The organism is Streptomyces sp. AK010 (assembly GCF_014207295.1).
Lineage (GTDB): Bacteria > Actinomycetota > Actinomycetes > Streptomycetales > Streptomycetaceae > Streptomyces > Streptomyces massasporeus.
In genome coordinates this window covers 606,924-620,150 of the sequence record NZ_JACHCX010000001.1, presented here as the reverse complement: position 1 = coordinate 620,150, position 13,227 = coordinate 606,924, and the positions used below count along the sequence as shown (strand labels likewise).

General features: G+C 71.9%; 9 protein-coding genes and 1 pseudogene. 9 read left to right on the top strand and 1 reads right to left on the bottom strand.

All coding sequences use genetic code 11. The annotated features are described in order from the left end of the window. The 8 genes and pseudogenes from HDC93_RS38070 to HDC93_RS02790 form a co-directional block, all read left to right on the top strand. Positions 1 to 1,264, top strand: a pseudogene (locus HDC93_RS38070) (hypothetical protein); the annotation flags it as partial. Between the two features lie 170 nt (positions 1,265 to 1,434). Beyond that, positions 1,435 to 2,277, top strand: coding sequence for a nitrilase-related carbon-nitrogen hydrolase (locus HDC93_RS02820; RefSeq protein ID WP_031111208.1), 843 nt, complete (start codon positions 1,435 to 1,437; stop codon positions 2,275 to 2,277). After that, positions 2,274 to 3,560 carry an aspartate aminotransferase family protein gene (locus HDC93_RS02815; protein WP_185006772.1) on the top strand — a complete coding sequence of 429 codons (1,287 nt, stop codon included), beginning with the start codon at positions 2,274 to 2,276 and terminating at the stop codon, positions 3,558 to 3,560. Before HDC93_RS02820 ends, HDC93_RS02815 begins: the two co-directional genes overlap by 4 nt. A 28-nt stretch (positions 3,561 to 3,588) precedes the next feature. Further along, complete coding sequence (locus HDC93_RS02810; RefSeq protein ID WP_185006770.1) at positions 3,589 to 5,154, top strand: PucR family transcriptional regulator; 1,566 nt, start codon at positions 3,589 to 3,591, stop codon at positions 5,152 to 5,154. Positions 5,155 to 5,309: 155 nt separating this feature from the next. Further along, positions 5,310 to 6,152 (top strand): nitrilase-related carbon-nitrogen hydrolase, encoded by an 843-nt coding sequence (locus tag HDC93_RS02805; protein ID WP_031109741.1) that lies wholly within the window; start codon positions 5,310 to 5,312, stop codon positions 6,150 to 6,152. Between the two features lie 94 nt (positions 6,153 to 6,246). Next, positions 6,247 to 7,650 carry a dihydropyrimidinase gene (hydA, locus tag HDC93_RS02800; protein ID WP_185006768.1) on the top strand — a complete coding sequence of 468 codons (1,404 nt, stop codon included), beginning with the start codon at positions 6,247 to 6,249 and terminating at the stop codon, positions 7,648 to 7,650. A gap of 11 nt (positions 7,651 to 7,661) precedes the next feature. After that, positions 7,662 to 8,684: a TIGR03842 family LLM class F420-dependent oxidoreductase gene (locus tag HDC93_RS02795; protein ID WP_185006766.1), complete on the top strand. Its 1,023-nt coding sequence runs from the start codon at positions 7,662 to 7,664 to the stop codon at positions 8,682 to 8,684. A gap of 147 nt (positions 8,685 to 8,831) precedes the next feature. Continuing rightward, complete coding sequence (locus HDC93_RS02790) at positions 8,832 to 10,352, top strand: NCS1 family nucleobase:cation symporter-1 (protein ID WP_185006764.1); 1,521 nt, start codon at positions 8,832 to 8,834, stop codon at positions 10,350 to 10,352. Positions 10,353 to 10,376: 24 nt separating this feature from the next. Here HDC93_RS02790 and HDC93_RS02785 read toward each other — a convergent pair whose 3' ends face one another. After that, on the bottom strand, positions 10,377 to 11,045 hold the full coding sequence (locus tag HDC93_RS02785) for a hypothetical protein (RefSeq protein ID WP_185006762.1): 669 nt from the start codon (positions 11,043 to 11,045) through the stop codon (positions 10,377 to 10,379). Positions 11,046 to 11,379: 334 nt separating this feature from the next. Between HDC93_RS02785 and HDC93_RS02780 the strand changes: the two genes are divergently transcribed. Next, on the top strand, positions 11,380 to 13,206 hold the full coding sequence (locus HDC93_RS02780) for a gamma-glutamyltransferase family protein (protein ID WP_185006760.1): 1,827 nt from the start codon (positions 11,380 to 11,382) through the stop codon (positions 13,204 to 13,206). The last annotated feature ends 21 nt before the right edge of the window (positions 13,207 to 13,227 follow it).

The following is a 13,227-nucleotide window of genomic DNA, read 5'->3' as shown; positions in this document are numbered from 1 at the left end:
CCCGGCCGGTTCCGGCGCGGGGTGGCAGGCACGACAGTTCTCGGCAAGCCGGTCCGGCTCCGGTGAGTCCGCCGCCGGGGCGACATCCGAGGGGTTCTCCCACCCGGCCGGTTCCGGCGCGGGGTGGCAGGCACGACAGTTCTCGGCAAGCCGGTCCGGCTCCGGTGAGTCCGCCGCCGGGGCGACATCCGAGGGGTTCACCGCCCCCGCCGGGACCGAGGCGGCGCGGCCCGGCCGGCAGCACCCGGCGAGCCGGTCCGGCCCTGGTGAGGCCGCCGCGGGGGCCGTCCCCGAGGGGTTCACCGCCCCGGACGGGATCGAGGCGGCGCGGTCCGGCCCCGGTGACGTCGTCGCCGGGGCCGTCCCTGACCCATTCACCGTCCTGGACGGCGACGAGGCCGGGCGGCGCGTCCTGGAGCGCTCCGGCGGCCCGGGTGTGCCCGGGGGAGTCCTCGCGGAGGGCGTGTCCGACGCGGTGAGCGCCCCAGCCCCTGAACCCTCCGCCCCCAAACCCTCCCAACCCCGCAAACGCCGGCGCGGCAGTGCTCGTTTCGCCGGGATGGTCGATGAGGAGGACGTACCCGTCGTCGTGCCGCCCGCTGTCGTACCGACCCTGCCCGCTCCCGCACCCGCCCCCGTGGCCACCGGCCGTACTCCCCGGGGTGCGCGTTTCGCCGGGGCCGGCGAGGAGGACGAGGTGGAGCCGCCGGTGCGGGAGGGCGGTGCGGTCGGGGCCGCTGACCTGGCCGAGGTCGGCAGGACCGTCGACGTGTTGGCCCGGCTGCGGAGCGAGGGGCGCAGCGGGGAGGCCCACGCGCTGCTCGCCGAGGTCGCCTCGTGGGAGCCCGGCCGGTTTCCGCTGCTCGCGGAGCGGCTGCACCGCGCCGGGCTGGACGCCGACTGGCAGACGCTGCTGTGGGAAGCCGCCTCGCTGCCCGCCGGGCGGCTGGTCGCCGCCGCCGACGCGCTCGTCGAGGCCGGGTGGGCGGGGGACGGGCAGCAGATGCTGCGGCAGGGGGTCGCGCGGCCCCCGGGCGAGGTCGCAGAGGCCGTCCTCGGCCTGGCCGCCGAGCGGCGCCACCGCGAGGTGCGCGTCCTGCTCGACGCGTACGTCAGGGCCCGTACCCCCGAGGAGGCCGCCCGCAGCGCCGAGCCCGATCCGCGGCGCCTCGTGCCGCTCCTGCTGGAGGCCGCCCAGGGCGTGTCGGACGAGCGGCGCTGGGATCTCGTGCACGCCCTGCGGGTCGCAGGATTCGCCGCCTGACCGGCGAGACCGAGCCCCGGGCGACTCACCCACAGGAGTGTGAATCGCGCGATGCCCCGCGGGTTGGCGACGATGGTCTTGGCAACCCCGTGCCGGAGGCTTACGTTCGTGGCTCTACGGCCCGCTTCTACGGGCGTAGAGGCGCAGATGTCGCGTCGAAGGAGCAGCTCATGGCCAACGTCGTACGTGCCGCCCTGGTCCAGGCCACCTGGACCGGCGACACCGAGTCCATGGTGGCGAAACACGAGGAGCACGCCCGCGAGGCGGCCCGCCGGGGCGCGAAGATCATCGGTTTCCAGGAGGTCTTCAACAGCCCCTACTTCTGTCAGGTCGAGGAGCCGGAGCACTACCGCTGGGCCGAGCCCGTCCCCGACGGGCCGACCGTACGGCGCATGCGGGCGCTCGCGCGCGAGACCGGCATGGTGATCGTCGCGCCGGTGTTCGAGGCGGAGCAGCCCGGCTTCTACTACAACACCGCGGCCGTGATCGACGCCGACGGCACCTACCTCGGCAAGTATCGCAAGCACCACATTCCGCAGCTCAAAGGTTTCCGCGAGAAGTTCTACTTCAAGCCCGGGAACCTCGGCTGGCCCGTCTTCGACACCGCGGCGGGCAGGGTCGGCGTGTACATCTGCTACGACCGCCACTTCCCGGAGGGCTGGCGCCAGCTCGGCCTCGCCGGGGCCCAGCTGGTCTACAACCCCTCGGCCACCCACCGGAGCCTGTCCTCCCACCTGTGGCGGCTGGAGCAGCCCGCCGCGGCCGTCGCCAACGGGTACTACATCGCCGCGATCAACCGCGTCGGGCAGGAGGAGTACGGGGACAACGACTTCTACGGCACGAGCTACTTCGTCGACCCGCGCGGGCAGTTCGTGGGGGACGTCGCCAGCGACAGCGAGGAGGAACTCGTGATCCGGGACATCGACCTCGACCTCATCGAAGAGGTACGGCAGACGTGGGCCTTCTACCGCGACCGCCGCCCCGACGCCTACGAAGGGCTGGTGCAGCCGTGACCAACGACCTCCTGGGCCGCCACCGGGCCGTGCTCCCCGACTGGCTCGCCCTCTACTACGAGGAGCCCCTCGAGCTCACCCACGGCGAGGGCCGCCACGTCTGGGACGCCCAGGGCAACCGGTACCTCGACTTCTTCGGCGGCATCCTCACCACCATGACGGCGCACGCGCTGCCCGAGGTGACCAAGGCGGTGAGCGAGCAGGCCGGGCGGATCATCCACTCCTCGACCCTGTACCTCAACCGCCCGATGGTCGAACTCGCCGAGCGCATCGCCCAGTTGAGCGGCATCCCGGACGCCCGCGTCTTCTTCACCACGTCCGGCACCGAGGCCAACGACACCGCCCTGCTGCTGGCCACGGCGTACCGGCGCAGCAACACGATTCTCGCGATGCGCAACAGCTACCACGGCCGTTCCTTCAGCGCCGTCGGCATCACCGGCAACAGCGGCTGGTCGCCGACCTCGCTCTCCCCGCTCCAGACGCTGTACGTCCACGGCGGCGTGCGCACCCGCGGCCCGTTCGCCTCCCTCAGCGACAAGGCCTACATCGCCGCCTGCGTCGAGGACCTGAAGGACCTGCTCGGCCACACCCGCGCGCCGGCCGCGCTGATCGCCGAACCCGTCCAGGGCGTCGGCGGCTTCACGGCACCGCCGGACGGGCTGTACGCCGCCTTCCGCGAGGTGTTGCACGAGCGCGGCATCCTGTGGATCGCCGACGAGGTGCAGACCGGCTGGGGCCGCACCGGCGAGCACTTCTGGGGCTGGCAGGCCCACGGGCAGAGCGGACCGCCCGACATCATGACCTTCGCCAAGGGCATCGGCAACGGCATGTCCATCGGCGGGGTCGTCGCCCGCTCCGCGATCATGAACTGCCTGGACTCCAACAGCATCTCCACCTTCGGCGGCACCCAGATCACCATGGCGGCGGGCCTCGCCAACCTCAACTACCTGCTGGAACACGACCTCCAGGGCAACGCCCGGCGCGTCGGCGGCCTGCTCATCGAGCGGCTGCGGGCCGTCGCCGCGCAGGTCCCGGCCGTACGCGAGGTACGCGGACGCGGGCTGATGATCGGCATCGAGATCACGAAACCGGGGACCGACGAGGCCGATCCGCAGACCGCGGCGGCCGTGCTGGAGGCGGCCCGCCAGGGCGGCCTGCTGATCGGCAAGGGCGGCGGGCACAACACCAGTTCGCTGCGCGTCGCGCCGCCGCTGTCCCTCAACGTCGCGGAGGCCGAGGAGGGCGCCGCGATCCTCGAGAACGCTCTGAGGAGCATCCAGTAGCAGTGCACTGAGCAAGGGATACGGCGCCATGACCATCACCCTGGATTCCCTGCAGCCCGCGCTGTCGGTGCGGCAGGTCCTCACCCTGGAGCGGGTGCTCGCCGGGGAGCCCGAGGTGGTGGCCGGTGCGAGCCACCTCGACCGGCCGGTGCGCTGGGTGCACGTCGCCGAGGCCGCCGATGTCGGAGTGATGCTCACCGGCGGCGAGATGGTCCTCACCACCGGTGTGCTGCTCGCCGGCGACGAGGACAAGCAGGCCGAGTACGTCCGGTCGCTGCACCGCGCGGAGGCCGCCGCCGTCGTCCTCGGACTCGGCCGCGCCTTCCCCGCGGCGCCGGACGTGATGCGCCGGGCGGCCGAGCGGTGCGGACTGCCGATGGTCGTGCTGCACCGGCCGTTCCCCTTCGCCGAACTGACCGAGGAGGTCCAGTCCCGGCTGGTGCGCCGCAAGTTCGCCGCCGTCAGCCTCTCCGAGGCCGTCCGCACCGAACTCACCGCCCTCATCACCGCCGGCGCCCCGCTGCAACGCCTGCTCGACGAGGTCGCCCGGCACAGCGGCTGCCCCGTCGTCGTCACCAACCTCGCCCACCGCGTCCTCGGCACCGCGGGGGAGCGCCCCGCGGTGGACGACGTGCTGCGCGACTGGGAGCGCATCGCCCGACAGGCCGGCGGCACCGAGGGCGACGGCTGGATCCGGGCCGAACTGGGCGGGCGCGGGGAGCGCTGGGGCCGGATCGTGCTGTGCGGCTACCGCGGCGACACCGCCACCGGACGGCTGCTGGCCGACCGCGCCGCCGAGGCCCTCGTCCTGCACCGCATGCTCGGCGGCGGCGCCGCGTGCTCCTGGGAGGAGCAGTCGGCGCAGAGCCTGCTCACCGACCTGGTCAGCGGCGTCGTACCGGCACGGCAACTGCTGCCCCGGGCCCGCGCGGCCGGGCTGCCGGTCAACCGGCGCACCTTCGTGCCGCTGGCCGTCCGCGACGGCGACCCGGCCCGCCTCGAACGGCTCCTGCGGCTGCTGGGCCTGCCCGGGCTGGTCGCCGAACTCGCCGACGGGGCCACCGCCGTGCTGCTCAGCCTGCCCCGGGATCAGGACGCGGGCGCCCTCGCCGCGCACTTCGCGACCCGGCTGCGCACCGAGACCGGCCCGGACCACACGGTCGTGGCGGCGGCCGAACCCCGCGCCGCCTGGGACGACGTACCCACCGGACTGCGCGAGGCCCAGCACGTCGCGGACGCCGTCGCCGACTCCTCCACCGTCCTCGACCTCCCGCCGGTCGTACGCCTGAAGGACGTCCATCTGCGGGGCCTGGTCCGGCTGCTGCGCGACGACCCGCACGTGCAGTCGTTCGCGGAGCGGGAGCTGGACGGGCTGCTGCGCGACACCGACGAGGACCTGCTGTCGGTCCTGCGCACCTACCTCGCCACCGGCCGCAACAAGTCCCGCACCGCCCAGCTCCACCACGTCTCCCGGCCGGCCCTCTACCGCCGCCTGGAGTCCATACAGGTCCGCCTCGGGGTGGACCTCGACGACTTCGAGCAGGCCGCCTCGGTGCACATCGCACTCCTCGCGCACGACGCGCAACAGCAGTGAAACACGCGACCACCTGGGAAAACGGCGGTGAAACATGGGTCCACGAAAGAGTGACACGGTGGCACGCCACACGCCCTTTGACGTGACACGCTGCAACTCAAAGACGCCCCTCGCCCTCCCTAGGCTCACGGCACACCGAGCGACCGGAGGTCCCGATGAGCCGAGTGATCCGCGCCGCCGTCTTCCAGACCGCCTGGACGGGCGACAAGGAATCGATGATCCAGGTCCACGAACAGGCGGCCCGCGACGCCGCCGCGCAGGGCGCCCAAGTCCTGTGCTTCCAGGAGCTGTTCTACGGACCGTACTTCTGCCAGGTCCAGGACCCGGCCTTCTACGAGTACGCCGAGCAGATCCCCGAGGGCCCCATCGTCCGCCGCTTCCAGGCCCTCGCGAAGGAACTGGGCATCGTCCTGGTGCTGCCGATGTACGAGGAGGAGCAGCCCGGCGTCCTCTACAACACCGCCGCCGTGATCGACGCGGACGGCTCCTACCTCGGCAAGTACCGCAAGACCCACATCCCCCAGGTCAGGGGATTCTGGGAGAAGTTCTACTTCCGCCCCGGCAACAGCGGCTGGCCCGTCTTCGACACGAAGGTGGGCAGGGTCGGCGTCTACATCTGCTACGACCGCCACTTCCCGGAGGGCTGGCGCGCACTGGGCCTCGCGGGTGCCGAGATCGTCTTCAACCCCTCGGCGACCTCCCGCGGCCTGTCCGGCTACCTCTGGCAGCTGGAACAGCCGGCGGCGGCCGTCGCCAACGAGTACTTCGTCGGCGCCATCAACCGGGTCGGCGTCGAGGAGTACGGCGACAACGACTTCTACGGCACCTCGTACTTCGTGGACCCCGAGGCCCAGTTCGTCGGCGAGGTGGCGAGCGACAAGGAGCCCGAACTGGTCGTCCGCGACCTGGACATGGCCAAACTCCGAGAGGTCCGCGACCGCTGGCAGTTCTACCGGGACCGGGCACCGGGCGCGTACGGGCCGCTGACGGCACCTTGATACGTCCCAGGGGGACGTGCCCTCGGGGGCGCGGGGAACTGCGCGACCAGCCACATACAGCCCGCACCGACCCACTGCGAGGAGCGACCACGACATGAGCAGCCGTACCGTCATCCGCGGCGGCCTCGTCATCACCGCATCCGACGAGATCCACGCCGACGTCCTGATCGAGGACGGCCGCATCGCCGCCCTCGCAACCTCCCACACCCCCGCCGCAGAGGCCTTCACGGCCGACCGCACCATCGACGCCACCGGAAAGTACGTCATCCCCGGCGGCGTCGACGCCCACACCCACATGGAGCTGCCCTTCGGCGGTACCTTCGCCTCCGACACCTTCGAGACCGGCACCCGCGCCGCCGCCTGGGGCGGCACGACGACCATCATCGACTTCGCCGTGCAGAGCGTCGGCCACAGCCTTCGCGAGGGCCTCGACGCCTGGCACGCCAAGGCCGACGGCAACTGCGCCATCGACTACGGCTTCCACATGATCGTCTCCGACGTCAACGAGCACACGCTCAAGGAGATGGACCACCTGGTCGAGGAGGGCATCACCTCCTTCAAGCAGTTCATGGCCTACCCGGGCGTCTTCTACAGCGACGACGGCCAGATCCTGCGCGCCATGCAGCGCTCCGCCGACAACGGCGGCCTGATCATGATGCACGCCGAGAACGGCATCGCGATCGACGTCCTGGTCGAGCAGGCACTCGCCCGGGGCGAGACCGACCCGCGCTACCACGGCGAGGTCCGCAAGGCCCTGCTGGAGGCCGAGGCCACCCACCGCGCCATCAGACTCGCGCAGGTGGCCGGCGCGCCCCTGTACGTCGTGCACGTCTCGGCGACGGAGGCGGTCGCCGAGCTCGCCCGGGCCCGGGACGAAGGACTGAACGTCTTCGGCGAGACCTGCCCGCAGTACCTGTTCCTGTCCACCGACAACCTCGCCGAGCCCGACTTCGAGGGCGCGAAGTACGTGTGCAGCACCCCGCTCAGGCCGAAGGAGCACCAGGCCGCACTGTGGCGGGGGCTGCGGACGAACGACCTCCAGGTCGTCTCCACCGACCACTGCCCCTTCTGCTTCACCGGTCAGAAGGACCTGGGCCGCGGCGACTTCTCCAAGATCCCCAACGGCCTGCCGGGCGTGGAGAACCGTATGGACCTCCTCCACCAGGCGGTCGTCGACGGGCACATCTCGCGCCGCCGCTGGATCGAGATCGCCTGCGCGACCCCGGCCCGGATGTTCGGTCTCTATCCGAAGAAGGGCACCATCGCGCCGGGCGCCGACGCCGACGTCGTCATCTACGACCCGCACGCCGAGCAGGTCATGTCCGCCGAGACCCACCACATGAACGTCGACTACTCGGCGTACGAGGGCAAACGCACCACCGGCCGGGTCGAGACGGTCCTCTCGCGCGGCGAACCCGTCATCACCGAGCGGGAGTACACCGGGCACGCCGGGCACGGCGTGTTCACCCCGCGATCCACCTGTCAGTACCTCAACTAGGAGTGGCGCAGATGGACTTCGGACTCGTGCTGCAGGCCGACCCGCCGGCCTCGCGGGTGATCAGCCTGATGAAGCGGGCGGAACGCAACGGCTTCACCTACGGCTGGACCTTCGACTCCGCCGTGCTGTGGCAGGAACCGTTCGTGATCTACAGCCAGATCCTCGCCAACACCACGACCCTGAAGGTCGGGCCGATGGTGACCAACCCGGGCACCCGCACCTGGGAGGTCACCGCCTCCACCTTCGCCACCCTCAACGACATGTTCGGCAACCGCACGGTCTGCGGCATCGGCCGCGGTGACTCCGCGATGCGCGTGGCCGGCCGCAAGCCCAACACCCTGGCCCGGATCAGCGAGGCCATGAAGGTCATCCGGGACCTCGGCAGCGGACGGGAGGCCGACCTCGGCGGCGGCACCGTCGTCCGCTTCCCGTGGATCGGCGAGGGCGCCGAACTGCCCGTGTGGATGGCCGCGTACGGCCCCAAGGCCCTGAAGATGGCCGGTGAGGAGGCGGACGGGTTCATCCTCCAGCTGGCCGACCTCTACCTCACCGAGTACATGGTCAAGGCCGTGAAGGACGCGGCCGTCGCCGCCGGCCGGGACCCCGCCGAGGTGACCATCTGCGTGGCCGCACCGGCGTACGTCACCGAGGACGACTCGCCCGAGGCGCTCGCCCACGCGCGCGAGCAGTGCCGCTGGTTCGGCGGCATGGTCGGCAACCACGTCGCCGACCTCGTCTCCAAGTACGGCGAGCACTCCGCCCAGGTCCCCGACGAACTCACCGAGTACATCAAGGCCCGCGAGGGCTACGACTACTCCCACCACGGGCGCAGCGGGAACCCCGACGCCCAGTTCGTGCCCGACGAGATCGTCGAGCGGTTCTGCCTGATCGGCCCGGTCGAGAAGCACATCGAGAAGCTGGACGCGCTGCGCGCCCTCGGCGTGGACCAGTTCGCCGTCTACGCCATGCACGACGCGCAGGAGGCCGTGATCGAGGCCTACGGATCCCGGGTGATCCCGGCCGTGGGCGGCTGACCTCCGCCGCCCCACCCCCCTGTGAACTCCCCCTTCCCAGCGGCTCGGGAAGGGGGCCCAGGACGCTCCCCGGCGCACCCGGAGCGCACCCCCCATCGGCGCCCCGCACGGCCTTTCCCGTCCCACCTCCCCTGATTGGCCCGGCCCATGACCGATACCGCTCCCACGGCCCCACCGCCGCCCACCCAAGTCACCCTCGCCGACGGCCGGGTGGAGATCGCCCCGGGCGCCCCCGCACCGACCGGCCCCTACGCCAACGAGGACCTGCTGCCGGTCCCGGTCGAGAAGCGCACCTGGACCACGTACAACTTCTCCGCACTCTGGGTCGGCATGGCCCACAACACGGCCTCCTGGACCCTGGCCTCCGGCCTCATCGCCGTCGGCATGGACTGGAAGCAGGCGGTGCTCACCATCGCCCTGGCCAACGTCATCGTGCTGATACCGATGCTGCTCACCGGACACGCCGGACCCAAGTACGGCATACCCTTCCCGGTCTTCGCCCGGGCCTCCTTCGGCATCCGCGGCGCCAACCTGCCCGCCGTGGTACGGGCGTTGGTGGCGTGCGGCTGGTTCGGCATCCAGACCTGGATCGGCGGCGAGGCCATCTACTTCCTGGCCGGCAAGCTCATCGGCACCGGCTGGACGGACGCGGCGAAGGTCGGCGGCTACGCCTGGACCATGTGGCTGTCGTTCGCGATCTTCTGGGCGCTGCAGGTCGTCATCATCTACCGAGGCATGGAGACCATCCGCCGCTTCGAGAACTGGGCGGCGCCCTTCGTGCTCGTCGGTGCGTTCGTGATGCTGTGGTGGATGAGCGACAAGGCGGGCGGCTTCGGCCCGCTGTTCGACCAGCCCTCCAAGCTCGGCTGGGGCGCCGACTTCTGGAAGCTGTTCGCCCCCGCCCTGATGGGCATGATCGGCTTCTGGTCCACGCTGTCGCTGAACATCCCCGACTTCACCCGCTACGGCAAGAGCCAGAAGGCGCAGACCCGGGGCCAGGCGCTCGGCCTGCCGACCACCATGACTCTCTTCGCCTTCCTGTCGGTGATGGTCACCTCCGGCTCCCAGGCCGTCTACGGCGAGGCCATCTGGGACCCGGTGCAGCTCGCGGCCAAGACCGACAGCACGGTGGGTCTGCTCTTCGCGCTGGTCACCGTCCTGGTGGCGACGCTCTCCGTCAACGTCGCGGCCAACCTGGTCTCACCGGCGTTCGACTTCTCCAACATCGCGCCCCGCAGGATCAGTTTCCGGGCCGGAGCCCTCGCGACCTGCGTCCTCGGTGTGCTGATCTTCCCGTGGAAGCTGTACTCCGACCCGCAGGGCTACATCTTCACCTGGCTCGGGCTGGTCGGCGGCCTGCTCGGCACCGTCGCGGGCATCCTCATCGCCGACTACTGGATCCTGCGCCGTGCCCGGCTCGACCTCGCCGACCTGTACCGTCCGGGCGGCCGCTACTGGTACGAGGGCGGCTGGAACTGGCGGGCCGTCGTCGCCTTCGCGGTCGGCGGAGTCCTCGCCGTCGGCGGCGCGAGCTTCAAGCCGCTGATCGACGGCCGCCCGATCCCGGCGCTGGCCGATCTGGCCGACTACGGCTGGGCGGTGGGCCTGGGCACGTCGATGGTCCTGTACCTGGTGCTGATGGCCACGCGGGGCCGGAGCACCCTCTGACGCAGGCGGCGCGCTGGAGGGCGCTCAGCCCTTGTCGCTCTCCAGCGCGGCCACCGCTTCCTTCGCGGCTTTGATGGCGCCCTTGTTGATCGTGTCCGTGCTGGGCGCCGTCTTCGACTCGAAGTCACTGCCGTTGTAGGTGATCATCACCAGCGCGTTGGAGGCCCGGGCGATCACGACGCCCTCGCGGGTCTGCTGCTTGTCCTCGGTGGTGAGGTTCACGACCGAGTACGCGCTGTCGCCCAGACCGGGGACGGCCCCGCCGCCGCTCTTCTTGTCGAGGTGCGACTCGTACGACTTCTGCGCGGCGTCGTCCGACTCCATCACCTCGTAGGACACGTCGAGCCAGCGGTAGTCGTACCCCTTGAGCGCGTTCCAGGAGCAGGTGCGGCGCAGCTTGGAGTCCGTGGACGGGATCTCCTTGCCGGCCGTCTTGGCGCCCGGCACCAGCGACTCGATCGTCTTCTTGGCGACGCTCTCGCACGGGGCGGGCGCAGCCGGGTACGCCTTCGACACCGTCGACGTCGACGGGGCGGACGCGGACCGGTTCTCGGTCCTCTCCTCGGCCGGCTTGTGCTCGGCGGCCTGCGGCGCGGCGAACGGGCCGGACGACAGGGCCCAGCCCGCCGCGGCGAGCACCACCACCGGGGACAGACGGGCGGTCAGGGCGAGGGGCAGAGGTAGGGAACGCACGGCGCCCTTCTCGTGGGGGACGGAAGGTGCGGAGCGGGTCCGCACGGCGGACGGAACGACAGTGTCACACGAGTGTCTGTGGTGCGGAAGTGCGAACTCGCTCCGTGGCCGCGCGGTGACGGGGGCCCACCGTTCACCGTCCGGATTCGGCCAGTTGGACGGCCGGTGGGTGGTTTGCGCCAGGTGCGCCCGTAGCCGCTGGGCTGGGGTGGTTCCTGCCGAGAAGTGACCGCTCGCCTGCGATCTTGCGAGGTTTTGCCAGACCTCCGGCAGGGGGAGGGGGACGGGTGGCGTGCCCATGAGCGCATACGACGACGAGAGATGAGAGGGCCGAATGTTCACGTCCCGCCCGACCCTCCAGGGCACCTTCGGCATGGTGTCCTCCACCCACTGGCTCGCCTCGCAGTCCGCGATGGCCGTCCTGGAGAGCGACGGCAACGCCTACGACGCGGCCGTGGCGGGCGCCTTCGTGCTGCACGTCGTCGAGCCGCACCTCAACGGCCCGGCCGGCGAGGTGCCGATCCTGCTCGCCCCGGCCGGCGGCGAGGTGCGGGTGCTGTGCGGGCAGGGTGTCGCCCCGGCCGGCGCGACCGTCGCGCACTACCGGGGCCTCGGCCTGGACCTCGTCCCTGGCACCGGGCCGCTCGCCGCCGCCGTCCCGGGAGCGTTCGACGCCTGGATGCTGCTGCTGCGCGACCACGGCACCCGGTCCCTCGAGGACGTCCTGAAGTACGCCATCGGATACGCCGGGCACGGACACGCGCCCGTGGAACGCGTCGGCGAGACCGTCGAGACCGTGCGCGAGCTGTTCGAGACGGAGTGGACCTCGTCGGCGGATGTCTACCTGCCCGGCGGCAAGGCACCGCGCCCCGGCGGGCTTTTCGCCAACCCCGCACTCGCCGCCACCTGGAAGCGCCTGCTCGCCGAGACCGCCGGCGCGGGCGGCAGGGAGGCGCGGATCGAGGCCGCCCGGCAGGTCTGGCGCACCGGGTTCATCGCCGACGCCCTCGTCCGCCAGGCCGGTCGCCCCACCAGGGACACCAGCGGAGAACGCCACACCGGCACCCTCACGGCCGCCGACCTCGCCACCTGGTCCGCGACCTACGAGACACCGGCGACGTACGACTGGAACGGCTGGACCGTGTGCAAGCCCGGCCCCTGGAGCCAGGGCCCGGTCCTCCTCCAGCAACTCGCCCTGCTCCCGCCCGAACTGCCCCGTTACGGCTCGGCCGACTACGTCCACCTCCTCGTCGAGAACTGCAAGCTCGCCATGGCCGACCGGGAGGCCTGGTACGGCGACGCCGCCGACGTGCCCCTCGACGACCTGCTGTCCGACGCGTACAACACGGCCCGCCGCGCCCTCGTCGGCGAGCGGGCCGAGAACGGCCTGCGGCCCGGCAGCCCCGGCGGACGCATACCGCGGCTGTGCGCGCACGCGCGCGGGGCGGCCGGCGCCCAGGAGAGCTACGCCGCCCTGGGCGCCGGCGAACCGACCGTCGCCAAGAGCCCGGCGTCCCCCGTGCCGGGCGAGCCGGAGATCCTGGCCGACGGGACCACCCGTGGCGACACCTGCCACCTCGACGTCGTCGACCGCTGGGGCAACATGGTCTCGGCCACGCCCAGCGGCGGCTGGCTCCAGTCCAACCCGGTCGTGCCCGAACTCGGCTTCCCGCTCGGCACCCGGCTCCAGATGACCTGGCTGGAGGAAGGCCTGCCGAACTCCCTCACCCCCGGCCGGCGCCCCCGCACCACCCTGACGCCCTCGATCGCCCTGCGCGACGGCGTGCCCGTCATGGCCTTCGGCACCCCCGGCGGGGACCAGCAGGACCAGTGGCAGCTGCACTTCCTCCTCGCCGTCGCGTTGCGCGCCCGGGTGCGCGGCGGCCTCGACCTCCAGGGCGCCATCGACGCCCCGAACTGGCACAACGACAGCTTCCCCGGCTCCTTCTACCCGCGCGGCATGCGCCCGGGCAGCGTGACCGTGGAGTCCCGCACCGACCCGGCCGTCGTCGCGGACCTGCGGCGCCGCGGCCACGACGTGACCGTGGGCGGCCCCTGGTCGGAGGGCCGGCTGTGCGCGGTCGCCCGGGACCCGGAGACGGGCGTGCTGTCGGCGGCGGCGAATCCGCGCGGGATGCAGGGGTACGCGGTGGGCAGGTGATCAGGCGGGCCGCTGTTCATC